Annotated in this window: 17 protein-coding genes and 1 pseudogene; 10 read left to right on the top strand and 8 right to left on the bottom strand. The window is 64.0% G+C overall.

Going from position 1 to position 22,516, the window contains the following annotated elements; all coding sequences use genetic code 11:
• Nucleotides 1-59: 59 nt before the first annotated feature.
• Together RPR59_RS14560 and RPR59_RS14555 are read right to left on the bottom strand one after the other, a co-directional pair.
• Nucleotides 60-1,412 (bottom strand): sigma-54-dependent transcriptional regulator, encoded by a 1,353-nt coding sequence (locus tag RPR59_RS14560; RefSeq protein WP_313915280.1) that lies wholly within the window; start codon nucleotides 1,410-1,412, stop codon nucleotides 60-62.
• Entirely contained in the window at nucleotides 1,409-3,220 is a 1,812-nt protein-coding gene (locus RPR59_RS14555; protein WP_313915277.1) for a sensor histidine kinase, read from the bottom strand. The genes RPR59_RS14560 and RPR59_RS14555 overlap by 4 nt, the downstream gene beginning before the upstream one ends.
• Nucleotides 3,221-3,427: 207 nt before the next feature.
• Here RPR59_RS14555 and RPR59_RS14550 point away from each other — a divergent pair, with 207 nt between their 5' ends.
• The 5 genes from RPR59_RS14550 to RPR59_RS14530 all read left to right on the top strand — a co-directional run bounded on the left by RPR59_RS14550 (nucleotide 3,428) and on the right by RPR59_RS14530 (nucleotide 11,343).
• Nucleotides 3,428-4,741, top strand: coding sequence for a dicarboxylate/amino acid:cation symporter (locus tag RPR59_RS14550; RefSeq protein ID WP_313915275.1), 1,314 nt, complete (start codon nucleotides 3,428-3,430; stop codon nucleotides 4,739-4,741).
• A gap of 2 nt (nucleotides 4,742-4,743) precedes the next feature.
• Nucleotides 4,744-5,748 carry an alpha/beta hydrolase gene (locus RPR59_RS14545; RefSeq protein ID WP_313915273.1) on the top strand — a complete coding sequence of 335 codons (1,005 nt, stop codon included), beginning with the start codon at nucleotides 4,744-4,746 and terminating at the stop codon, nucleotides 5,746-5,748.
• Complete coding sequence (locus RPR59_RS14540) at nucleotides 5,748-7,259, top strand: OprO/OprP family phosphate-selective porin (protein ID WP_313915271.1); 1,512 nt, start codon at nucleotides 5,748-5,750, stop codon at nucleotides 7,257-7,259. The genes RPR59_RS14545 and RPR59_RS14540 overlap by 1 nt, the downstream gene beginning before the upstream one ends.
• Nucleotides 7,260-7,324: 65 nt before the next feature.
• On the top strand, nucleotides 7,325-10,411 hold the full coding sequence (locus tag RPR59_RS14535; protein ID WP_313915269.1) for a TonB-dependent receptor domain-containing protein: 3,087 nt from the start codon (nucleotides 7,325-7,327) through the stop codon (nucleotides 10,409-10,411).
• Nucleotides 10,412-10,422: 11 nt separating this feature from the next.
• Nucleotides 10,423-11,343: a DUF4886 domain-containing protein gene (locus tag RPR59_RS14530; protein ID WP_313915267.1), complete on the top strand. Its 921-nt coding sequence runs from the start codon at nucleotides 10,423-10,425 to the stop codon at nucleotides 11,341-11,343.
• 61 nt (nucleotides 11,344-11,404) lie between these two features.
• Here the strand turns inward: RPR59_RS14530 and RPR59_RS14525 are convergent, their stop codons facing one another.
• Both RPR59_RS14525 and RPR59_RS14520 read right to left on the bottom strand, forming a co-directional pair.
• Nucleotides 11,405-11,614 carry a hypothetical protein gene (locus RPR59_RS14525; protein WP_313915265.1) on the bottom strand — a complete coding sequence of 70 codons (210 nt, stop codon included), beginning with the start codon at nucleotides 11,612-11,614 and terminating at the stop codon, nucleotides 11,405-11,407.
• Nucleotides 11,611-12,057, bottom strand: coding sequence for a Ros/MucR family transcriptional regulator (locus tag RPR59_RS14520; RefSeq protein WP_313915264.1), 447 nt, complete (start codon nucleotides 12,055-12,057; stop codon nucleotides 11,611-11,613). Before RPR59_RS14520 ends, RPR59_RS14525 begins: the two co-directional genes overlap by 4 nt.
• A gap of 367 nt (nucleotides 12,058-12,424) precedes the next feature.
• On the opposite strand from RPR59_RS14520, the gene RPR59_RS14515 reads away from it, so the two are divergent.
• Nucleotides 12,425-12,745, top strand: coding sequence for a DUF736 domain-containing protein (locus RPR59_RS14515; RefSeq protein WP_313915261.1), 321 nt, complete (start codon nucleotides 12,425-12,427; stop codon nucleotides 12,743-12,745).
• A gap of 103 nt (nucleotides 12,746-12,848) precedes the next feature.
• Here RPR59_RS14515 and RPR59_RS14510 read toward each other — a convergent pair whose 3' ends face one another.
• From RPR59_RS14510 to RPR59_RS14495, 4 genes and pseudogenes are all read right to left on the bottom strand, one after another.
• On the bottom strand, nucleotides 12,849-13,715 hold the full coding sequence (locus RPR59_RS14510) for a hypothetical protein (protein WP_313915260.1): 867 nt from the start codon (nucleotides 13,713-13,715) through the stop codon (nucleotides 12,849-12,851).
• Complete coding sequence (locus tag RPR59_RS14505; protein ID WP_313915258.1) at nucleotides 13,702-16,299, bottom strand: TonB-dependent receptor; 2,598 nt, start codon at nucleotides 16,297-16,299, stop codon at nucleotides 13,702-13,704. Before RPR59_RS14505 ends, RPR59_RS14510 begins: the two co-directional genes overlap by 14 nt.
• A gap of 322 nt (nucleotides 16,300-16,621) precedes the next feature.
• Nucleotides 16,622-16,830 (bottom strand): annotated as a pseudogene (locus RPR59_RS14500) (conjugal transfer protein TraD).
• Between the two features lie 16 nt (nucleotides 16,831-16,846).
• Nucleotides 16,847-17,173: a conjugal transfer protein TraD gene (locus tag RPR59_RS14495; protein WP_313915256.1), complete on the bottom strand. Its 327-nt coding sequence runs from the start codon at nucleotides 17,171-17,173 to the stop codon at nucleotides 16,847-16,849.
• A gap of 172 nt (nucleotides 17,174-17,345) precedes the next feature.
• Here RPR59_RS14495 and traA point away from each other — a divergent pair, with 172 nt between their 5' ends.
• The 4 genes from traA to RPR59_RS14475 all read left to right on the top strand — a co-directional run bounded on the left by traA (nucleotide 17,346) and on the right by RPR59_RS14475 (nucleotide 22,483).
• Nucleotides 17,346-20,285: a Ti-type conjugative transfer relaxase TraA gene (gene traA / locus RPR59_RS14490; protein ID WP_313915252.1), complete on the top strand. Its 2,940-nt coding sequence runs from the start codon at nucleotides 17,346-17,348 to the stop codon at nucleotides 20,283-20,285.
• Nucleotides 20,286-20,295: 10 nt separating this feature from the next.
• A complete protein-coding gene (locus RPR59_RS14485; protein WP_313915250.1) occupies nucleotides 20,296-20,937 on the top strand; it encodes a DUF6118 family protein in 642 nt (213 codons plus the stop codon).
• Nucleotides 20,938-21,344: 407 nt separating this feature from the next.
• Nucleotides 21,345-21,833, top strand: coding sequence for a TIR domain-containing protein (locus RPR59_RS14480; protein ID WP_313915248.1), 489 nt, complete (start codon nucleotides 21,345-21,347; stop codon nucleotides 21,831-21,833).
• Nucleotides 21,833-22,483 carry an Nmad2 family putative nucleotide modification protein gene (locus tag RPR59_RS14475; protein WP_313915247.1) on the top strand — a complete coding sequence of 217 codons (651 nt, stop codon included), beginning with the start codon at nucleotides 21,833-21,835 and terminating at the stop codon, nucleotides 22,481-22,483. The genes RPR59_RS14480 and RPR59_RS14475 overlap by 1 nt, the downstream gene beginning before the upstream one ends.
• Nucleotides 22,484-22,516: the final 33 nt, after the last annotated feature.

The following is a 22,516-nucleotide window of genomic DNA, read 5'->3' as shown; positions in this document are numbered from 1 at the left end:
ACCCGATCTCCATGCCTTGTCCTATGGCCGGCGGTGCCCAACGGGAAACTGCGTCGCGTCTATTGGGATCCCGCTTTGCGCCATTCGCGTGTGCTGATCCCATATCGCTTCAACTTGTCATAAAACGTCTTTCTGGGCAGCTGCAGCGCTGCAATTGCCGCGGCGGCATTTCCCTCGGCCCGTATCAGCGCCTCGCGGAGTTGCGCCGCTTCAAAGTGCGCCACTCTTTCGGGTAGGGGAAGGCGCTGCGCCTCCGACGCCTCCGCGCGGCCGATGCCCAGCACCGAGCGTTCGGCCCAGTTGCTCAACTCCCGCGCATTGCCCGGCCAAGAATGATCGTGGAAGCGAGCCCAGTCGGACGCGCCGATGGCGGGCTTGGCGCGGCGGTGCCGTCTCGCCGCCTCGGCAAGAAAATGTTCGAAAAGCAAGGCGATGTCCTCGCGTCGCTCGCGCAGCGGCGGCAATTGGAGCGTGATCGCGTTTAGTCGATAAAACAGGGCGTCGATAAAGCGGCCTTCGCGCACGCGCTCACCGAGATCGGCGCTGCTGGCGGCAATTATCCGGACATCGACGGGATGCGCCTCGTTCGTGCCGAGCGGCACGACCACGCGTTCTTCCAATGCCTGCACCAGCTTCGGCTGAATTGCGGGCGGCAGCGCATCGATATTGTCGAGAAACAACGTGCCTTGCTCGGCGGACATGATGCGGCCGGTTCGCGAATGGTGCGCGCCAGGAAAGGCACCGGCGACATGGCCGAACAACTCGCCTTCGGCCATGGCTTCCGGCAGCGCGCCGGCGTCCAGCGTCACCATCGGGCGGCCGCCGCGCGCACTGGCACGGTGCAGCAGCGCAGCGACGAGCGACTTGCCGGTGCCGGTCTCGCCTTCGATCAGGATGTCGATATCGACGGGGCCGACCTGATCGATCGTCCTGCGCAGCCGCTCCGTCTGCGGCGACGACCCGATCAGCGCCGAACCGGCGGTCGCCCCCTCGGCCTCGCGCCGCAGCCGCCGGTTGTCGAGGGCGAGCGAGCGCTGCTCCAGGGCGCGCTCGACCGAGCGGAGTAGGGTCTCTGCGGAATAGGGCTTGGTCAGGAAATCGTAGGCGCCGTCCTGGATCGCCTTCACCGCGGTCGGCACATCGCCGTGGCCGGTGATCAGCAGGACCGGAAGCTCGACATCGCGCTCGCGCAGTTCGGCGAACAGTTGCAGACCGTCCATGCCCGGCATGCGCAGGTCGCTGACGACGACGCCGGCGAAATCGGCGTCCACCTGCGCCAGTGCCTCGGCTGCCGAGGCGCAGGCGACGGGCTCGTAGCCCGCCAGCTCGATGCTCTGCACATTGGCACGGCGCAGATCCGCGTCGTCATCGACGAAGGCGACGCGGCGACAGGCGACCCGGTCCGCGCTCATGCCGGTTTCAGCTTCAACGCGAAGGCGACGCTCGTGTCGCTGGCGGCCAAGGTCAGGTCGCCGCCAAGCTCGCGCACGATGTCGCGGGAAATGACGAGGCCCAAGCCGAGGCCGTCCTCCTTGCTCGACGTGAACGGCTTGAACAGGTTGGCCGCCACCTCGTCGGCAAGCGGCGGGCCGTTGTTGGCGATGACGAGGGCGATGTGGTCGGCCCTGGTGCCGGCGGTGATGCGGATCATCGGCGAAGGGGTGTCGCGCAAGGCGTCGAGCGCGTTGCCGAGCAGGTTCATCAATACCTGTTCCAGCCGCACCCGCTCGGCCACCACCAGCAGCGGTTCGCCGGGCGTGTAATCGACGTCAACGCCCTGGCGAGCGATCCGGTCGCGCAGCAGGAGCAGCGCGCCCATCACCGCGTCATCGAGCGAGATCGTCGCCGCAGTTCCCCGCGCCTTGCGGGAAAAGTTGCGAAGCTCGCTGGTGATCGACCCGATTCGGTCGGTCATGGAAACGATCGATTCGAAATTCACCGAGGCGTCTTCGTCCCGGCCGCGCGACAGGAAGGCGCGGCCATTGTCGGCATAGCTGCGAATGGCGGCGACGGGCTGTGCTATTTCGTGCGCGACGCCGGCCGTGATCTGGCCGAGCGATGCCAGCTTGTTGGCCTGGAAAAGCTGGTCGCGCGTCTCCTGAAGCTGCATCTCGCTCGCCAGCCGGTCGTTCATTTCGCTCTTCAGCTGTTCATTGGCCAGCCGCACGTCGCGCGTGCGTTCATCCACCTTGTGCTCCAGCGCGATCTGCGCCGCTTGGGCATCCGCCGCGCGCTGCCGGATCGCCCGCCGCCGCCGCGACACGAACAGGGCAAGGCCGACGATGACAACGCATACCATCGCGGTCGCGAGCCGCGCCGTCGTCGCCGCGCCGCTGATCGCCTCGTCGATCGGGGTCAGGACGTGCAGGGTCCAGCCGGGCTTTGCCGTCGGTTTGGTCGCCTCGACATAATGGGGGGACGGTGCATCGTCGTCGGCGATTCGAATGATCTGGTGATCGGCGATACGGTCCCGGCGGATCGGGAGCGGCGTCAGCGATGCCGACCCGAAATCGAGATTGCGCCGGATCGACCGCCGCTCGGCCCGTGGCAACGGCTCCAGCGAGCGGAAGCGCCACGTCGGTTCGCTGGTGACGAGCACGATTCCGCGCCCCTCGGCAACGAAGGCGGGTTCGCCCGAATGGCGCCATTCCTGCTCCAGCGCGTCGAATTCGACCTTCAGCACGATGACGCCGGATCGGCCTCCCGCGCGGATCCGCCGCGCGATGTAGAGGCCCGGATGTTGGCTGACCGTGCCCAGCGCGAACTGTTCGTGCCCGCCCGTCGCGAGCGCGCGGCGGAAATAGTCGCGGAAGCTGTAGTTCGAGCCGACGAAGCTGTCGGCCTCGTTCCAGTTGCTCGCGGCGATCGTCGTACCGTCTTCAGCGATCAGATAGATGGCGGATGCGTGGATGGCGTCGTTCAGCCGTTCGAGCCGCTTGTCGAAATTGCGGATGGTCGCGGGGGCGGGGGTGCCGAGAACCGATGCCGCCTCGGGGTCGCCGGCGAGGGCAAGCGGGACGAGGCGGTATTTCTGCAGCTCGCTGCGCAGGAGGGCGCCGTGCAGGGTCGCGGAGGCATTGGCGCTGCGCTCGATCCGCCCGATCGCGCGCTCGGTCGCGATCCGGCCGGACGCCCATATCGCGGCACCGCACAGCGCCGCCACGATCAGCGCGATCAGGACGGTCGATCGGTCGACGGCGGGGCGGTGTGCAGAAGTCATCGCTTGATTGGCACTCTGTGCGGAAAATCGCACTGCGTCGACCTGTAAAGTCCGATAGTCCGCACTTTTTGAAATAGAAAATGATGAAACGGACTTGATATCAATCGGTTATGAAATAGTCGGATTTCGTATTTTCCGGGAACTGGTCCGGCTATCATTGCTGCATCCACCGCCAGAGTGGCGTGACGATCAGGTGCAGGAGAGATGATGCTGGTTCAGGCAGACGACGCCGGGCGCGAGACGCCCCCCTGGTGGCGCCACCTTTACGTACAGGTGTTGGTGGCGATCGCGTGCGGTGCGGTGATCGGGCATTTCTGGCCGGATGTGGGCGCGTCGCTGAAGCCGCTGGGCGATGCCTTCATCAAGCTGGTAAAGATGATCATCGCGCCGGTGATCTTCCTCACGCTGGTCACCGGCATCGCCGGCATCCGCAACCTGGGCGAGGTCGGGCGCGTCGCGTTGAAGGCGTTCGTCTATTTCCTGTTCTTCTCCACCCTCGCGCTCATCATCGGCCTGATCGTCGCCAACACGGTGCAGCCCGGCGCCAGCCTCAACATCGATCCCGCCACGCTCGATGCCGGTCAGGTCAGCAGCTACGCCAGCAAGGCGCACGAAGTGACGCTGACGGGCTTCCTGATGAACATCATCCCGACCTCGCTCCTGTCGCCGCTCGTCGGCGACAACATTCTGCAGGTGCTGCTGGTGTCGATCCTGTCGGGCGTCGCGCTGGTGCTGATCGGCGAGCCGGGCAAACCCGTCCTCGCCATGCTCGACCGCATCGGCGCGGTGGTGTTCCGCATTGTCGGCCTGCTGATGCGCCTCGCGCCGATCGGCGCGTTCGGCGCGATCGCCTTCACCGTCGGCAATTACGGCGTCGAAAGCCTCGCCAATCTCGCCGAGTTGGTCGGCCTGTTCTATCTGACCGCGATCCTCTTCGTGACCGTGGTGCTCGGCACGGTGGCACGGCTCGCGGGTTTTTCGATCCTGAAGCTGATCCGCTATCTGCGTGCCGAACTGCTGCTCGTGCTCGGCACCTCGTCGTCGGAAGCGGCGCTCCCGGCGCTGATCGAGAAGATGGAGGATGCCGGCTGCGCCAAGGCGGTGGTCGGCCTGGTCATCCCCACCGGCTACAGCTTCAATCTCGACGGCACCAACATCTACATGACGCTCGCCGCCCTGTTCATCGCCCAGGCCACCGGTGTCGACCTGTCGCTGGGCGAACAGATCGCCCTGCTGGCGGTCGCGATGCTGTCGTCCAAGGGCGCCGCCGGCGTCACCGGCGCGGGGTTCATCACGCTTGCCGCCACGCTGTCGATCGTGCCTTCGGTCCCCGTCGCCGGCATGGCGCTGATCCTGGGCATCGATCGGTTCATGTCCGAATGCCGCAGCCTGACCAATTTCACCGGCAATGCCGTCGCCACCATCGTCGTCGCCAAATGGGAGGGGCAGCTCGACCACGAGCGGCTCACCGCCGCGCTCGACGGCAAGACCGCGACCGAACTCAGCGAGCAGGAGGCTTGACCATGTTGATGCGAAGAACGGTTCTGGGCGCCATAGCGGCGGCCGCTGCGCTCGCCACGGCACCGTACGTGCAGGCGCAGGCGAATTCCGACGACGGCGCGACCGTCATCAAACTTTGGCCCGGCGAGGCGCCCGGCAAGGGCAAGCCGAGCGGTCCCGAACATATCGGGCGCGAGGGCGCGGCACTCGGCGCGGTGTCTAACGTCTCGGTGCCGCGCATGAAGGTATATCGCCCGACCAACCCGGACGGCACGGCGGTCATAATCATGGGCGGCGGCGGATATTTCCGTATCCAGATCTCGCATGAGGCGATGCCCGCGGCACGCTGGCTGAAGGCGATCGGCGTGACGCCCATCGTGCTCTATTACCGTCTGCCGGACGATGGCTGGTCGGCCGATGCGCCGATACAGGATGCGCAGCGGGCCGTGCGCCTGGTTCGCTCGCGCGCCGAAGAGCTGGGCATTGACCCTGACGAGATCGGGGTCATGGGCTTTTCCGCCGGCGGTCACCTGGCCGCGATGACGGAGACAACCTACGACAAGGAGTGGTACCAGCCGGTTGACGACGCGGACACCCTGTCCTCGCGCCCCGACTTCTCCGCGCTGCTGTTCCCGGTCATCACGCTGACCGCGCCGTACGACACGTCGCGAACCAAGGAAGAGCTGGTCGGCGACAGCACCGATCCGGCGACGCTCAAGCCCTATTCGCCTGAGCTGCACGTCACCAAGAACACGCCGCCGACCTTCCTCGCCCAGGCCGAGGACGATCCGATCGCGGACCCGCATCATTCCATGATCATGTTCGACGCCCTGCAGAAGGCGGGCGTGCCGGCGGAGATGCATCTTTTCCAGAGCGGCGGACACGGCTTCGGCCTCGGCGCGCCGGGGACGCTGCCATCGGCATGGCCGCGGCTGTTCACTGCCTGGGCGAAACATAACGGTCTGATGGGGGCACCCGCGCCGAAAGGCCGGGATGACAATGCGGGACCGATCGAGGAGGACGAATAATGTCGGGGGTACACAAATACGCGCTGGCCGTCAGCGCCGTCGCGCTGATCGCCGCCAATCCGGCATCGGCGCAGGAGCGGGCCGATGTCGAAAAGCTGATCGACCTGGTCAAGCAGCAGCAGTCGCAGATCGCCGACCTGAAGGCGCGACTGGAAAAGCTGGAGGCCGAGCAACAGGCGAGTGCGGCCAGCGCGGCAGCGGCACCGACCGGCACCGCTCAGGCGACACCGCCGACGGCGCTTTCCGCCAAGCAGCAGCAACAGGCGGCCATCGATGCTCAGGTACAAAACGCCGTTGCCGACAGCCAGTCCAGCGAGACCGCCGCGATGCAGGCGCAGCTCGCGCAGTTGGCGGCGAACAGCGAGCGCGGCGTGGACGTGCGCTGGCGCACTGGCGGCCCCGCGTTCGAATCGAAGGACGGCTTCTTCACCTTTCGCCCCCGCGGGGATTTCCTGTTCGACTTCTCCCACACCTGGGGATCGGATTTCGCCGATCGCAACATCACCGGCACCGAAATTCGCGACGTGCGGCTGGGCATGGAAGGCTCGGTCGGCAAGATCGGGTACAAGGTCGATGTGGGCTTCGACCATAACGACGTGCATCTGAAAGAGGCCTATCTTTCATACGACGCGAAGCTGTTCGGCAACACGACGGAATTCTATGTCGGCCAGCGCCTGGAAGACCGCAGTATCGAGGGATCGACGACCAAGCGGCGCATTCCGTTCATGGAGCGAAATGCCGTGGCCACGGTCGGTGCGCCCGACCTCGGTTTCTTCAACACCGGCGTGCTGGCGAAGATGATCGGGCCGAACTGGCACATATCGGTGTCCGCCAGCGGCGACGGGGTGACCAACGAGGGTGACGAGTCCGACAGCTACGCCTTCTTCGCGCGCGGCCACTGGAACCCGATCAAGACAAATACCGGCTTCGTCCATCTCGGCGCCTGGGGCTGGACCGAATATCTCGGCTCGGACGCGGACAGCATCAACGAGTTTCCGGACATCGCCCAGCATTTCAACACGAATCTGCACGTCTCGGCGAGCTCGATCGACGGCACGATCCGCGATCATGCCTACGGCCTGGAGGCAGGTGGCGTGTTCCACAATCTCTACGCCTTCGGCGAATATACCGACCGCTTCATCCGCGCCAACGACGACCCCAGCGCGCATCAGAAAGCCTATTCGCTCTATGGCGGCTGGATGATCACGGGCGAGGACCCGTCCTTTTCGACGCGGTCGGGCATCTGGGGATCGACCAAGGTGATCGATCCGGTCACCTCCGGCGGGACCGGCGCGTTCGAACTCGCCGGCCGCTACGACAATTACGATTTCAGCGACGAACGCAGGGGCGGCATCGGCCATAGCTGGACGCTGGGCGTCAACTGGTACCTGAACAATTGGGCCAGGCTGATGGTGAACTATGTGCGCTGGCACACCGACAATCAGGTCAGCGCGCAAAAGGGCCCCGATTCCGGAAATTCGATCGGCGTACGCAGCCAGATTTCTTTCTGAGGCGCGCCCGCGCCTCGCACGAATAAATCGCAAACCCCGAGAACGGGGAAGCGGGAGGAGAGGATATGACGATGATCAAGACAGCGATTCTTGCAACCAGTTCGCTTTGCGCGGTGGCAGCCGCCCCGGCGCTCGCCCAGACGGCGCCGGCCGGCCGGACCGCGGAACAGCCGGCCGCCACCGATACCGACGATACCGAGTACAGCGGCGAGATCGTGGTCGTCGGCACCCAGATTCGCGGCAGCAAGGTGACCGAGGCGTTGCCGGTGAGCATTATCGATGCCAAGGATATCGACGCGACCGGCGCGGTGTCCGGCGACGAGTTGCTGCGCACGATCCCCCAGATGGGCGATGTCGATTTCAATTCGTCCAACGGGCCGCAGACGAGCAACACCGCGCGCGGCGACATCAACTCGATCGACCTTCGCAACCTGGGCGCTGGCAACACGCTGGTGCTGATCAACGGCCGGCGCATGGTCCAGCATCCGGTCAGCCAGGCCGGCATCGCCAATGTCCCGGTTCTCACCTACAACGCCAATGCGCTGCCGGTCGCGGGCATTCAGCGGCTGGAGGTCCTGCGCGACGGGGCCGCCGCCATCTATGGCGCCGACGCGGTGGCGGGCGTGGTCAACGTCGTGCTGAAGGACGATTTCGAGGGCCTGCGCCTGAACGCGCGCTACGGTCTGGCCGAGGGCACACATCTCCACGAGTTCAACACCAACATGCTCGCCGGCACCAATTTCGGCGGCGGGCGCGGCAATGTCACGGTGATGGGCGAATATACCCATCGCACGGCGGAGCTGGCGTCCGACCAGCCCTATACCGAGACGGGCGACCTGCGGCCTTATTTCGCGGACGACCCGGCCTATGCCGACAGCACTTCGCCGGACAACCGATCGAGCTATACGCCGTTCGCCAATTTCTCGGTCGTCGGGAATAGAGGTGTCATTCAGAACGGCGAGACGATCACGTCGGGTGCGGGGTCTTTTCACATCCAGCCGGACACGACGGACGGCTGCACGACGCCGTTGCCGAGCGGCGTGTGCCTCGCTTCCGGCTCGCTGTCCTATGGCCGACACCGCGAGCTCCGCTACGACGACGCCTATGACACCACGGTCAAGCCGTCGGTCGATCGCATCAACCTCTATCTGAATGGTCATTACGACCTGACCGACCATATCACCGCCTTTGCCGAGGCGGGCTATTACCGTGCCGTCTCGCACGCCAAGCAACCGCCGGTGATCGCGCTCAACGAGATCACCGTGCCGGCGTCCAATTACTGGAACCCGTTCGGGGCGACAACGCTGCCCGACGGGTCGCTCAATCCGAACCGGCTGCCGGGCCTGGACAATGTGCCGGGTGAAGGCCTGCCGGTGACGCTAACCCGCTACCGCTTCATCGACACCGGGCCGCAATATGTCGACGTCACCAACCACCAGGCACGCTTTGTTGGCGGCTTGCGCGGTGACGTGGCCGGGTTCGACTGGGAAACCGCGCTCACCTATTCGGAAGCGAAGGCCGAGGACGTCTCCGACAATGTGAACAGCACCGCGCTGCAACAGCAGCTCGCGCTGGCGACGCCGGACGCCTATGATCCGTTCAACGGCGGCGGGTGCGACGGCGACCCGAATATCGGCGACTGCACGCCCAGTTCGCAGGCCGCGATCGACCCGATCCTGTTCCGCATGCGCCGCGAGGACCGCACGACGCTGACCCAGGCCCAGGCAAAGCTGTCACGGCCCGACCTGTTCCAGCTTCCGGGCGGCCCGGTCGGCATCGCGCTCGGCCTGGGCTTCCGGCACGAGACTCAGGCGGACGACCGGGACCCCAATCTCGACGGCACGAACAGCTTCACCGACTCCGTGACCGGCACGACGAACGAAAGCAATGTCATCGCCGTCAGCCCGACGCCCGACACGTTCGGATCGCGCAATGTCTTTTCCGCCTATGGCGAGCTGGCCGTTCCCGTCATTTCCAAGGACATGCACGTGCCGCTGGTGCGCAGCATCGAGTTGCAGCTTGCCGGCCGGTACGAACATTACAGCGATTTCGGCGGGATATTCCGGCCGAAGATCGCAGGGTCGTGGGACGTGATCAGCGGCGTCAGGCTGCGTGCATCCTGGTCGAAGGGCTTCCGCGCGCCCAATCTGGAACAGCTGCACGCCGCCGAATATGCCCGGCTCGACACCAATAACGACTATATCCGCTGCGAGGCCGATCTGCGCGCGGGCCGGATCGACAATTTCAACGACTGTTCAGAGCCGGTCGGCTTTTCCGTCCGGGTCGCGGGCAATCCTGACCTTCAGCCGGAAAAGAGCGAAGACCGCTCGGTCGGGATCGTGCTGCAGCCGCATTTCATCCCCGAACGCTTCGGCCGGGTGACATTCACGGCCGATTACTGGGAGATCAAACAGCGCGGCATCGTCGGCCAGTTCGGCGGGCGGAACTCGCTGGTGCTCGATTATCTCGATCGGGTGCGGGGCACGAGCAATTCCAACGTGGTGCGCGATAATCCGACCGCGGACGACGTCGCCTTCTTCGCCGGCACCGGCATCGATCCGGTGGGCGAGGTCACGAGCGTCAACGACGAGTTCGTGAACCTGTTGCCGCAGACGGTGCGCGGGCTCGACCTCGCCTTTCTCTATGCGCTGCACGGTACCAGCGTCGGCGATTTCGACCTGAAAGTGAACGCCGCGCACCTGATGAAATTCTCGCGCGATACCGGCGATCAGGTGGCCGAGCTTTTCGACGCGCGCGACGCGGGCGAGATCAACGCCGCGGTGCCGCTGTCCAATGCCGAGAACCTGCTGGCGCGCGGCGGCCGGCCGAAATGGAAGGTGACAAGCTCGCTGACCTGGAGCCTCGACCAATTCGAGATCGGCGCGCTCGGCAAATATACCGGCGTGATCTACGACCACAGCTTCCTTTCGGACGACGGCGTGCCGTACCGCGTGGGCTCGCAGTTCACCGCGAACCTCTATCTTCAGTTCACGGTGGACGATGATCGCGGCCCGCTCAGCGGCATGCGGTTCCGTCTCGGTGCGCGCAACATCACCGACGAGCAACCGCTGATCTCACAGGGAGGCTATTACGGCTCGCTCTATCAGCCCTATGGCCGCTATCTCTACGCCTCGGCAGGGGTTTCGCTTTGAGAAAGGACCGCATGACGACCAAGACGATCGGAAAGGGCATCGCCGTGTTTGCGGCGGCGATGCTCGCCACCACCCCCGCCTTTGCGCAGCGGGCCGGCGGCGACGGGGCGACGCAGCCGCAGACCGTGCTGTTCATCGGCAACAGCTTCACCTTCGGCGCGCATTCGGCGGCATTGCGCTACCGGGCCGAGACCATTGCCGACCTGAACGGCGACGGCATCGGCGGCGTGCCCGCCCTGTTCAAGCTGTTCACCGAGGAAGCGGGGCTCGACTACCGCGTCAGCGCCGAGACCTCGCCCGGCAAGACTCTCGAATGGCACTGGCAGCACAAGCGCAATGTCGTCGATCACGCCTGGGACCATGTGGTGATGCAGGAATATAGCGTCCTGGACCGCGACGATCCTGGCAACCCGGCGAAGCTCCTCGAATATTCGGCGAAGTTCGCGCAGATGTTCGCGGACGAAAACAAGCATGTAGACGTCAGTCTGACCGCCACCTGGACGCGGCCCGACCAGACCTACAAGCCGGATGGCCACTGGTACGGCAAATCCGTCTATCAGATGGCGCGCGACCTTCGGCGTTCCTATGACCGTGCGGCTGAAAATAGCAGCGCGATCGACCACGTGAACCCGGTGGGGCAGGCCTTCAATTGCGCGATCAAGGCCGGCTTCGCCGATCCCGATCCCTATGACGGCATCACCTTCGGCCAGCTCGACCTTTGGACCTATGACCATTACCATGCCGGTGTCGCGGGCTACTATCTAGAAGCACTGACGGTCTTCATCGGCATCACGGGCAAGGATCCGCGCGCGTTCGGCCAGTCCGAGCGCGCTGCAAGCGAACTCGGCCTTTCCCCCCGGCAAGCCACGCGCCTGCAACGCGTCGCTTGGGCTAATATCCATGACGAAAGCTGCGAATCGCTGGCAAAATAAATGCCCGGATAATCGACCGCTACCGATCGTTCCACTGCCGGCGCGAGCGAATTACAGCAGCTCATCCACTTTTTGCGAAGCCGCCTTCCAGCGGCTGCAATCGCGGTCGAGAGCCAATGGTGTTCCACAGCACGAACCCGAATGTAGAAAGAGCAGGGTTTTTGGGCGTCTTCAGCGTATCGGTAAGGCTATGAAGTCCCAGTTCAGACAGCGGGCGAATAGCGGCGGCTTGCGCCCGTTCCATCTCCCCGCACAAATGCTCGCTCGTCATTTCTTTTTCGCTGCGCGGCCTTTCTTGCCGAGGCCGATCTGCTTTGCCATCGACCGGCGCTGCTCGGAATAGCTCGGCGCGACCATCGGGTAATCGGGCTTCAGGTTATAGCGCTCGCGATACTCCTCCGGCGTCAGCCCGTGCGTCGACAAGTGCCGGCGCAACGTCTTGTACGGCTTGCCGTCGATCAGCGAGATGATGTGGTCCTTGGATGCAAGCGATTTGCGCACCGATACCGCCGGCTCGGGCGCCGCTTCCTGGTCGGTATCGCCCGGTGTAGCCGCTGCGCCGGAGAGTTCGCTCACCGTCGCATGCATCTTCTTCAGAAATTCGGGCGCCTCCTCGGCCATCACCCGGTTGTTCGGGTTGCTGAGCCAGGCGACGGTCAGTTCGGTTGCGAGCTCGACAAGGTCGGGGCCGGTCTGTTCGATTTCTTCGGTCAATTCTACACTCCGATTATTTCGGTTCGAATATGGATGCGGGGCATCAGCTCGCATCCTGCCAGTTGATCGTGATAACGGTTCAGTGTTCGACGATATGCGGGCAGCGGTTTCGTCTTGTCGCCTGCGACAGAAACCATCCCGTCTCTGTGCCTTGACCTATGACCGGTCGAAGACCGGCGCAACCGGGGCACACCAATATTCTTCCCCGCCGCGTTCGCGGCTCCTCGCGGTCCAACAATATTGGCGCTCCACCGGTCCTTCGCTTCGCTGCGGCCAGACATGGTGCGCCGGTCTCCTGATGCCCGGTCTTCGGATCGGCAGGTGTCGATACGGGAACGGTCCCGGTCGAGAACCAAGGAGACGTCACATGCCTGCCATCGGATATGTCACCCGGAGCGACAACGGATCGTTCAAGGGCCAGCTGAAAACCCTCAGCATCCGCGCCGAGATCAATATCGTCGCCAATGCCGCAAAACGGAACGACGCCCAGCCCGATCACCGGGTCTATTCCGGCGATGTCGAGATCGGTGCTGGCTGGATGCGCCATTCCGAAACCAGCGGTCGCAACTATTTGTCGCTGAGCCTGGCCGCGCCCGAGTTCGGGCCGCGCCGGCTCTACGCCAATCTCGGTCGCGTTATCGGCAAAGATGATGATCGGTTCGCGATCATCTGGAACCCGGCGGATTGAATTCGTGTGGCGCCCCGCAGCTGATCGAGCTGCGGGGCGTCCCTTGGAAAGAACAATGGCAAGTCCGATCCGATTATTGCATTCGTTCGTCGGCTTTGCCGGTTCAGCCAGAAAACCGCAGCGCACATGGATCTGATACAGTCACCTCAGGCAGGTCCTCCATGATGACTGTTCCGGAATCTCGACCGATCGCGGCCACACGCCGGTCATGCCCGGCTACGAAGGCGAAGGCCTGGCCCTCGGCTTCGACCGCGATGGTGGCGACATGAATCAGCACCGGACCCATGCACGGGCGCGCCAGCACGTACATTTCCGGCCGGTCATGGCCGGTGACATAGAGCAGCCCGTCCGGCCCGATCACCCCGCCCGAGGCCGCCTTGGGCGCCAGACGGTCGAGTACGTCGCCCGGGAATAGCCAACCGCCGGTCCGCCGCCACTCCGCGTCATAGGTGGCGACATTGGCATAGCGCGCATTCTTCATGCCATTGCCGCCATGATCGTCATATTGCGCGAAGCCGGCGAGCCAGCCGCCCTTGTAGGGATTGGCCCAGACCAGCGAACCCTCATCGGTCAGGCCCAGCGACTTTGTCCCGACATGCGTCATGGTCGCGGTGTCGAAGATTTCGATCGAGGATCCCATAGGCACGTTGGGATAGTTGGAATTGGCGCATACGAGCCGCGTGTCCTCAACGATACAACTGTTGATGTGGCGGATGCGTTCATTCGCCGGACCTTCCCAGCGCGCGACCACCTTGCCGGTGCCGCGTTCGTGCTTGACGATGGTGTGATTGTCGATGGCATAGAAATAATCGCCATCGACCGCCACGCCCTGGTCCGCCGCGGGCGCCTCGAAGCGATGGACCGTCTTTGCCGAGAGCTGCGTCACGGCCTGCGCCCGCGCCGCCACCGGCGCCAGCGCGAGGATCAGGCCGGCGAGCATTGCGCTGCGCATCCGATCAGAAGCCGACATTGATGCCCGCCGATACGGTGGTGCCGACATATTCCGCCTCGGTGCGCCAGACCTTGTGGCCGCCCTGGAATTCGGTGGTTGGCTCGTTGGTCAGATTGACGCCCTGCACGAACAGCTTGAGCATCGGCGAGACGACATAGGTGAGCTTGGCGTCCAGCCGTCCGAACTCGCCCTGATTAAGCCGGTTGTCGGGGTCGCTCGCCCGGTCGGTCAGGTAATCGCCGTTATAGGTATAGTTGAGCGAAGCATCGATCGGTCCCTTCTGATAGAAGAGCGTGGCGGCGTAGGTCTCGCTCGCTTGCCCCTCTATGGGCGCCTTCTCGCCGTCGATGGTCGTGCTTCCATCGAGGAAGGTCGCGGATAGCGATACGCCCAGCCCGTCGAGCGGCGCCGGCAGAAAGGAGAACTGGGTCTGCCCGTTCATCTCGATGCCGTAGAGCTCGGCGCTGCCGGCATTGACCGATGTGGACACGATCAGCTCGGTCAGCCCCTCCGGATTCACCGCGCCGCCCAGGCCGTTGGCATCCAACGCATCCTGGATATCAGCCGGCGAGGTAAAACGGTCGGACACGCCGGTGATCTGGTTCCCGATATCCTTGTAGAAGACGCCGACCGTCACCGCGCTCAGGTCGTTGGGATACCATTCGGCGCTGGCGTCGAAATTCCACGACGTACGCGGCTTCAGATCGGGATTGCCGATAGACAGGCTCGCCTCGTTCGTCTCGACCGAATAGCTGGAGATCGGCGCGATGGTGTCGTAGCCTGGCCGGCCCAGCGCGCGCGATACCGCACCGCGCAGGATCGTTCGATCGGTCGGATGCACGTTGACGATCAGCGAGGGTAACCACTCTGCGTAATCGCCGCCGGCATGGATGCGATAGGCCTCGCCGTCGCTCTGCAGATAGCCGGCGCTGTTCACATCGGTATATTCATAGCGCACGCCGCCGATGATCTGCGCGATGCCGATCGTCTTGACGCCCATGATGTAGCCTGCGGCGATATTTTCCGTCAGGTCGTAATCATTGGCATAGCGCTGGACGAACGTATCGTCGTCGTTGCGCTCGAAATAGGCGGCGTTGGCGGGGTCATCGAAGAATGCGTTCAGCGCGTCGATGTTCATCCACAGGTTCGGGACATCGCTCGCCTCGACGTCGTTGACGAAGCCGCCGCTGTTGAGCGCCGGGTCGGTCGCCAGCGTCATCATCTGGGAGCCGGGGTCGTAGCGCTGGCGGTTATAGTCGTTGTGGCGGATCGTCTGCGTGCCCTTGGCGCCGACCTTCAAATAGAAATCATCGCTGGCGTTCCAACGCAGATTGACCGCCGTGACCCACGCATTCTCCTTCAACCTGGACTGCTGATAGCGGAGCCGGTCGAAAACCTGATATCGCGGGTCGGTGCGGTCGGCCGTACCTTCGTCCGGCATCAGCGTGACGATTCCGTCATCGTCGCGGGTGAACCGGCCGGGGCCGAACATATCATCCGACTCGAATTCCCAATAGCTGTAGGGATTGTTCAGCCGGTTGCGGTTGTACTGCAGCAGATAATCGAGCTTCAACGTGCCGAAATCGGAATTGCCGCCCGCGGCGATACTGAGCACGGATTTCTCCGTGTCTTCCAGCCGGAGATTGGCGCGCGTCGCGTTCATGCCATAGGTGCCGCCGCTGTCTCCGGTGTCGGTCACATCCTCGGTCAGTGCTTCCTGAAAGCGGTTGCGGTGCTGATATTCGTCCCATTCGGCATAAAAACCGCGCACGAAATACTCGCTCACATTGTCCGGCCGGAATTGCAGCGCACCGTTCAGGTTCAGCCGCTGCCGACCGATGGTATAATAATTGTTCTTCACCTCCTCGGGCAGGCCGAGGCCGTCGGCGTCGTGGAAATCGTCCTGATAGATGCCTTGGGCGATATATTCGCGGTCGGACCAGGCGCCGCCGACCAGCCAGCCCAGCTTGTCGCCGAACAGCTTGCCGGAAATGGTACCGTCGACACTATAGGGGTCGTGGCCGCCATAGCCCTTGTCCTTGGGCTCGATCGTCTCAATGCCGTAATTCGTGCTGCCATAGCCGTAGAATTTGTCCGAGCGGTCGAAAGGCATCTTGGTAACGATATTAACGGTACCGCCGATGCCCTGCGCATCCATGTCCGGCGTCGGCGTTTTCACCACCTGGACTGAGCCCAGCACGCTGCCGGCGATCAGGTCGAGCGGAACCTGCCGCCCGCCGCCATCGGTTTGTGGCGAGCCGATATAGACACCGTTGATCGTAACCGCGTTGAGATTGGCCGCGACGCCGCGAATCTGGACGAAACGTCCTTCGCCTTTTTCGACCAGCATGGTCACGCCCGGCAGGCGGTTGAGCGACTCGCCGACATTCTTCTCCGGCAACTGACCGAGTTCGTCGGCGCCGAGCGCATCGATCACACGAAGCGAATCGCGCTTCTGGTCGATGGCGCTCGCGCGGTTGCGTTTGGTGCCGATGACGACGATGTCGCCGCTGTTGTCATCGGCGGACTCGTCGGCTTGGCCGGCCGGAGTGCCAACACGCTGCGCTGCGGCCGGCGCGGCCATCAATGCCGAAGTCAACATGAAAGATACTATCGTGATTGGCGCACGGGCGCACGATCGCGTCGCTTGCATGGATACTCCCCGGTTTGATTGCCGCCGCTGACGGAGCAGCGGCACGGGGCGCCTGTGCTGGAGTGTGTTTACGCAGATATGACGAAAGGTTTACGCTGGCGTGACAAGCGCGAGCCGATGCAGTCGAACAAGAACCGCGGCATGATAAGTGCGGTGTTGGATCCGGAATCAGTCGGATGACTCCTGATGGGCAAGCCACGCCCCGCTTTATGACACGTGACTGGAAATGCTCTGAAACTGGGTTTGGCAAATAAAGATTGTGCTGCGAGATTTATCGCGCCTTCTCATCGAATGCTCGCTTCCCTCGCCGCCGCCAGAGCGTCAGCAGCTGCTCGCGCTCTTCGCCGCGCAACTTGGGGCTGCATCGACCAGCACACCAAGGATAATGGCGCGGTCGTCATCGCACAGATCGATCAGTCCCGACTTTGCGACCAACCCACCCAGTTCGATCAGCCGGCGCGTACGCTCGCGTCGCTTCACCTGCCAGTCGCGATTGTCATGCCGCGCCCGACGAAGCAGCAGCCGGTTCCGCGCCGCCGTTGTTCGATGTATCGCCACCGCGATCGTGCGAAACCCGGCCAGCAGCTTTGCCCTTTGCGCCGCGAAAGAACGCCTCGCCGCGCTGGCGCCAGGCTCCCTTCGTGGTGGCGTTCTTTTCTTCGATCGCGGCGATGAGCGCCCCGGCCAGCTCCTCGACCGGGAGCGCGTCCGCATCGGTCGCCTGCACGAGCTCGCCCAGCTGCATGACCTTGCGCTCGCGAAGCTTCCGGGCTTTGTCGCCGAGCGCCTTCAGTTCCGAATCATAGTCGCGGGGTTTGCGCATGACAGTCGTCCTCTTGTTGGTGGCGAAAACGGTTCAGCTATCGCTCGCTTGTGCGCGCGTAAATACCGCGATATCTCCTGACATGTCCTAGTCCCGAGGAAGATTAAATCTTTCGAGGGCGCGCTTATACGTCGTGCCGACGTCGCTTTTATAGTGTAGATGGATTGCCGCCATGGCGATCTACCATTTCTCCGCCAAAGTCATCTCGCGCGCCGCAGGGTCGTCGGCGCTGGCGGCTGCCGCCTATCGTTCCGCGTCGCGGCTGCACGACCAGCGGCTCGACCGCGATCACGATTTTTCCAGCAAGGCGGGCGTCGAGCATTCGGAAGTGCTGCTGCCGGACGGCGCGCCGGAGCATCTCCGTTATCGCGAGCGACTGTGGAACGACGTCGAGGCGGGCGAGGTCCGCAAGGACGCGCAGTTGGCGCGCGAGGTCGAGTTCGCGATCCCGCGGGAGCTGGACAGCGCCGAGGGTATCCGGCTCGCGCGCGAGTTCGTGAAAGCCGAGTTCGTCGACCGGGGCATGATCGCCGACCTGAACGTCCACCGCGATGTCGGACCGGACGGCATGGTCAAACCCCATGCGCATGTGATGCTCACCATGCGCTCGGTCGATGAGAACGGGTTCGGCGCGAAGATGCGCGAGTGGAACCGCACCGATCTGCTCGACCATTGGCGCGAGGCCTGGGCACAGCATGTGAACCACAGGCTGGTCGAGCTCGATATCGACGCGAGCGTCGATCACCGCTCACTGGAAGCCCAGGGCATCGATCTCGAACCCCAGCACAAGATCGGCCCGGCGGCATCGCGCATGGTCGAGCAGGGACGGTCGTCCGAGCGGCTCGACGAGCACCGCGACATTGCGCGCGAGAATGGCGACAGGCTGCTCGCCCGACCGGAACTGGCGCTCGATGCGATCACCCACCAGCAATCCACCTTCACCACCCGCGACCTTGCCATGTTCGTCCACCGCCATAGCGACGGAAAGGAGCAGTTCGATCATGTGATGGCGGCGGTACGCGGGTCGCCCGAGCTGGTGAAGCTCGGCAAGGACGGGCGCGGGCAGGAGCGGTTCACCTCGCGCGATATGCTGGAGACCGAACGGCGCCTGGAGATCGCGACCGAGGCGCTGGCGCGCCAGCGCGGCCATGGTCTTGCCGAGCGGACGATAGGGGGGACCCTCGCTCGCTCGGCAAGTGCGGGTCTCGTTCTCGGGGAGATGCAAGAAGCCGCGCTTCGCCACGTAACACGCGACACTGGCCTGGCAACGGTGGTCGGCTATGCCGGGACGGGCAAATCGGCCATGCTGAGCGTTGCGCGGGACGGATGGGAGCAGGAAGGCTACCGCGTTGTCGGCGCGGCGCTCTCCGGCATCGCCGCCGAGAACCTCGAGCACGGCTCGGGGATCACTTCACGCACGCTAGCCAGTCTCGAACATCAATGGGAGCAGGACCGCGATCTGCTCACGTCGCGCGATGTGCTCGTGATCGACGAGGCCGGCATGATCGGTACGCGGCAGATGGAACGGGTGATTGCCGAGAGCCGGAAGCGCGGCGCCAAGGTGGTGCTGGTCGGCGATCCCGAACAGCTCCAGGCGATCGAGGCCGGCGCTGCGTTCCGCTCGGTCGCCGAGCGCCACGGCAGCGTGGAGATCACCGAGGTCCGGCGGCAGCGTGCAGACTGGCAGCGCGATGCGACGCGGCAGCTGGCGACCGGGCGGACCGGGCTGGCGATCAGCGCCTATGACGAGCACGGCCATATCCACGCCGCCGAGACGCGCGAGCAGGCACGGCGCGCGCTCATCGCGCGGTGGGACCGCGACTGCGATCGGTCGCTGGAGGCGAGCCGGATCATCCTCACTCACACCAATGCCGAAGTGCGCGAGCTGAACCTGGCGGCCCGCGCGAGCCTGCGCGAGGTGGAAGCGCTGGGCGAGGATGTGACGTTGCAAACGGAGAAGGGCGAACGCCGCTTCGCGTCCGGCGACCGGGTGATGTTCCTGAGGAACGAGCGCAGCCTGGGGGTGAAGAACGGCTCGCTCGGGACCGTCCACTCGGTCAGCCGAAGCCGCATGGCGGTGATCCTCGACGACGACCGGGCGGTCGCGCTCGATGTGAAGGATTATGCCGCGATCGATCACGGCTACGCCGCGACCGTCCACAAGGCGCAGGGGATGACGGTCGACCGGGTGCACGTGCTGGCGACGCCGGGGCTCGATCGGCATGCCGCCTATGTGGCGCTGTCCCGCCACCGCGACAGCGTCGATCTCCATTACGGCCGCGACGACTTCGCCGACCGGTCGAAACTCGTCCGCGCGCTCTCTCGCGAGCGGGCCAAGGATATGGCGTCCGATCATCTCCGCACGCCCGAGCGCGAGCAGGCGAAGCAGCCCACAAAGCGCCGGAGCATGTTCGATGGCCTGAAGATAAACCGCGACATGGTCGAGAAGGTCATACCCACACCGTCACACGATCCGTTTGCCGGGCTGGACCTGCGGCCGGCCGCGCCGCCAATGACGCGCGGCATGTTCGACGGACTGAAACTCGATGCGTCGCCCGCGCCGGGGATCGAGCCACCTGGTCTGGGTAGCGCGGTCCAGCGGTTCGCGCGGGCGACCGCCGATATTATGCGCATGCGGCGCGACGGCTATCGCGAGCTGCCGCATCAGACGGCGGCGCTCGACAAGGCGCGTGCCGCGCTCGAGGCGGTGCGCCCGCACGCCGCGCGCGACCTCGGCGAAGCCTTTGCGCGCGACGCCGGCCTTGCCGACGAAGCGGCAAAGGGACGGACCAGTGCCGCCATCCGCGCGATGACGCTGGAGACGGAAATGCGCGCGAGCCCCGAGCGCCGGGCCGACCGGTTCGTCGAGGACTGGACCAAGCTGGCGACGGCGCACCGCAGGCTGGACCGTGCCGGTGACAGCAAGGGCGCACGGGCGATCGGCCAGCAGATGACCGCCATGGGCAAGAGCATGGAGCGCGACGCCCAGGCCGAGTCGCTGGTGAGAAAGCGTCTGCCAGAACTTGGTCTGGCGCCCCACCAGGGCGCATCCCTGTCCCACAGCATCCAGAACTGGCTCGGCCACTCGCGTTCGCGCGGGCTCGGCCGATAGATACGGTCGCATGGACCAGGAAAGCACCGAAGGAGCGGCGGCCAGCTTTGCCGCGCAGGCCTTTACCGAACTGCGCGGCGAGGTGGGACTGCTTCGCCGCGCGATCGAGCAGCTCACCGCCGAACGCACATCCATGCCCGATTACGAACCAACGCTTGAGGCGATCGGCAAGCGGCTGGAGGATATCTGTGTCTGGGCGCGCAAGGTTGCCGGCCAGCCGGGCGTCAAGCTGACGCCGGAAGTTATCGCGCAACAGATCACCGCAGCTGCCCGGAGCAGCCGCGAACACGATCAGCAGATGCTGGACCGAGCCACCTACAATATGAATGCCGCGAGCGACCGGTTCGATGCTGCCATTGCCACGACCCGGTCGGTCCATGCGCAGAACCGCGAACTGAAGAAAAACCGGATCGCGTTCGCGGTCGCCGGCATGATGACGTTCGCCATCCTGCCAGGAGCTGTCGCACGGTCGATGCCGGTAAGTTGGGCGATGCCCGAGCGCATCGCCGCGCGCATGCTCGGGCTGGACATGTGGCATGCCGGGCAAGACATGATGGCCAAGGCCGATCCGGACCGGTGGGAGGCGATATTGCACCGAGAGCACGAGCGGGCGGAACGTGCCGCTGCCAGGGCATCTCCGGAGAAGCGATAGGGCGGCTTTGCGCCCTCATTATCGCCGTTCAGTGTCAAGATCGGTGAGCCCGGAACCCACCATTCGTTCAGCTGCTTGGTTGTGCCGCGCGGAACGACCGCAATGTTCGACGTTCCGGAACGGCTCCTTTCGGGAACACAGATGGATATAGCGGACGTTCCCGGCTGCGATCGACGCGTCAGCTACGCGCCCTCATTGCCGTATTTCGTGCAGTCCTGCTGCGCCGCAAAAACTGGCCCCCTGGTTTATCTATTGACCGCACCTCCCCGGCGACAGGTCGGGATCTTTGGTCAAAAGATGTCCGGAACCTGTCGCACGCGAGGACAGGTTCACGCTAGTTCACATTTTAGAACGAATGCAGTACACCGTTGGCATGTGATCAGCGGTAGTTGGAGACGGAAGAAGTTATGACCAAGCGTCGTCATGTGTTCATCAGCCATCATCACGCAGATGATGCTCGGGTCACGAGCCTGACAAACATGCTGCGCCGGAATGCGCTAGAAATCCGTAACAGCTCGATCCGCGCAAAGCCCGCTAATGCAGAGAGACTTCGTAAAGGGCTAATCGCTGACAAAACACTCAAGCGTTTGCTGCGCATGAAGATGTCCTGGGCCTCAACGGTCGTGGTTGTCATCGGCAAGAACACCCACCAGCGCCCTTGGGTGAACTGGGAAATCGAGACGGCTCATCGTCTGGGCAAGCGCATCGTCGGCGTCTATGAACACGGTGGCACAGAAAATGACATTCCGGCCGCCCTAGACAAGTACGGCGATGCGATCGTTGCTTGGAACTCAAAGAATATCATCGGCGCGATCGAGGGACGATGCGATCCGCAGGAAACCCCGGCAGGCATCGAGAGAAGCACGCGCGACGGCACGAGGGGATGCGCGGCCTGATGACCAGCGTCTATATGTACGCTGTTAGCTATGACCTTGGGTTCGCACCGAATCCGTTCGGGGGCATCTGCAGCCTCGCCTGCTGCAAACCGGCTATCCGTTCCGGTGCGAAAGATGGAGATTGGATTGTCGGGTTAACGGGCACAAAATTGCGTCCAGCATTGCGGTGCATATTCGCCATGCAGGTCACACGATCAGTAACATTCGACGAATACTGGGCCAGCGAAGAGTTCGAAACTCGGAAATCTAGGCGAAATGGATCCGCCAAGAAGCAGGTAGGCGACAACATCTATCACCGCGACGAGCTGGACGCTCCGTGGGTGCAGGAGGATTCGGTGCACAGCCTAGAAGATGGATCTCAATGTCCGCTCAACACGGCGCATGACACGCGTGTCAACAGGGTATTGCTGTCCGAGCGGTTTGTCTATTTCGGAGCCTCCGCTCTGGCTGTGCCGGCCCATATCTTGGCCAGTATGAACTACGCGAAGAACCCGCGTGACATGCGCAAATATGCTCTGGCGGAAGCCAAATGCTTGATCGACTGGCTTGAGCCTCAAATCGTCGCCCACCGCAACATTCCATTGGATGACCCGATCAATTTTGATGCGACGTCCAAACGTTTCTCGGCCACGCGTCAGCGCATGGTCTAACCCTGCCTCATCTGTCTAAGCATTCGGCCGGCG

Source organism: Stakelama saccharophila, assembly GCF_032229225.1.
In the GTDB taxonomy this organism is placed as follows: domain Bacteria; phylum Pseudomonadota; class Alphaproteobacteria; order Sphingomonadales; family Sphingomonadaceae; genus Sphingomonas; species Sphingomonas saccharophila.
Note: the sequence above shows the minus strand (reverse complement) of the source record. Positions and strands in the feature narration are given on the sequence as shown.

What these genes read in the sequence shown, in the direction of transcription:
- RPR59_RS14560 (WP_313915280.1), bottom strand. Translation starts at nt 1,412, where the DNA reads ATGAGCGCGGACCGGGTCGCCTGTCGCCGCGTCGCCTTCGTCGATGAC.
- RPR59_RS14555 (WP_313915277.1), bottom strand. Translation starts at nt 3,220, where the DNA reads ATGACTTCTGCACACCGCCCCGCCGTCGACCGATCGACCGTCCTGATC.
- RPR59_RS14550 (WP_313915275.1), top strand. Translation starts at nt 3,428, where the DNA reads ATGCTGGTTCAGGCAGACGACGCCGGGCGCGAGACGCCCCCCTGGTGG.
- RPR59_RS14545 (WP_313915273.1), top strand. Translation starts at nt 4,744, where the DNA reads ATGTTGATGCGAAGAACGGTTCTGGGCGCCATAGCGGCGGCCGCTGCG.
- RPR59_RS14540 (WP_313915271.1), top strand. Translation starts at nt 5,748, where the DNA reads ATGTCGGGGGTACACAAATACGCGCTGGCCGTCAGCGCCGTCGCGCTG.
- RPR59_RS14535 (WP_313915269.1), top strand. Translation starts at nt 7,325, where the DNA reads ATGACGATGATCAAGACAGCGATTCTTGCAACCAGTTCGCTTTGCGCG.
- RPR59_RS14530 (WP_313915267.1), top strand. Translation starts at nt 10,423, where the DNA reads ATGACGACCAAGACGATCGGAAAGGGCATCGCCGTGTTTGCGGCGGCG.
- RPR59_RS14525 (WP_313915265.1), bottom strand. Translation starts at nt 11,614, where the DNA reads ATGACGAGCGAGCATTTGTGCGGGGAGATGGAACGGGCGCAAGCCGCC.
- RPR59_RS14515 (WP_313915261.1), top strand. Translation starts at nt 12,425, where the DNA reads ATGCCTGCCATCGGATATGTCACCCGGAGCGACAACGGATCGTTCAAG.
- RPR59_RS14510 (WP_313915260.1), bottom strand. Translation starts at nt 13,715, where the DNA reads ATGTCGGCTTCTGATCGGATGCGCAGCGCAATGCTCGCCGGCCTGATC.
- RPR59_RS14505 (WP_313915258.1), bottom strand. Translation starts at nt 16,299, where the DNA reads ATGTTGACTTCGGCATTGATGGCCGCGCCGGCCGCAGCGCAGCGTGTT.
- RPR59_RS14495 (WP_313915256.1), bottom strand. Translation starts at nt 17,173, where the DNA reads ATGCGCAAACCCCGCGACTATGATTCGGAACTGAAGGCGCTCGGCGAC.
- traA (WP_313915252.1), top strand. Translation starts at nt 17,346, where the DNA reads ATGGCGATCTACCATTTCTCCGCCAAAGTCATCTCGCGCGCCGCAGGG.
- RPR59_RS14485 (WP_313915250.1), top strand. Translation starts at nt 20,296, where the DNA reads ATGGACCAGGAAAGCACCGAAGGAGCGGCGGCCAGCTTTGCCGCGCAG.
- RPR59_RS14480 (WP_313915248.1), top strand. Translation starts at nt 21,345, where the DNA reads ATGACCAAGCGTCGTCATGTGTTCATCAGCCATCATCACGCAGATGAT.
- RPR59_RS14475 (WP_313915247.1), top strand. Translation starts at nt 21,833, where the DNA reads ATGACCAGCGTCTATATGTACGCTGTTAGCTATGACCTTGGGTTCGCA.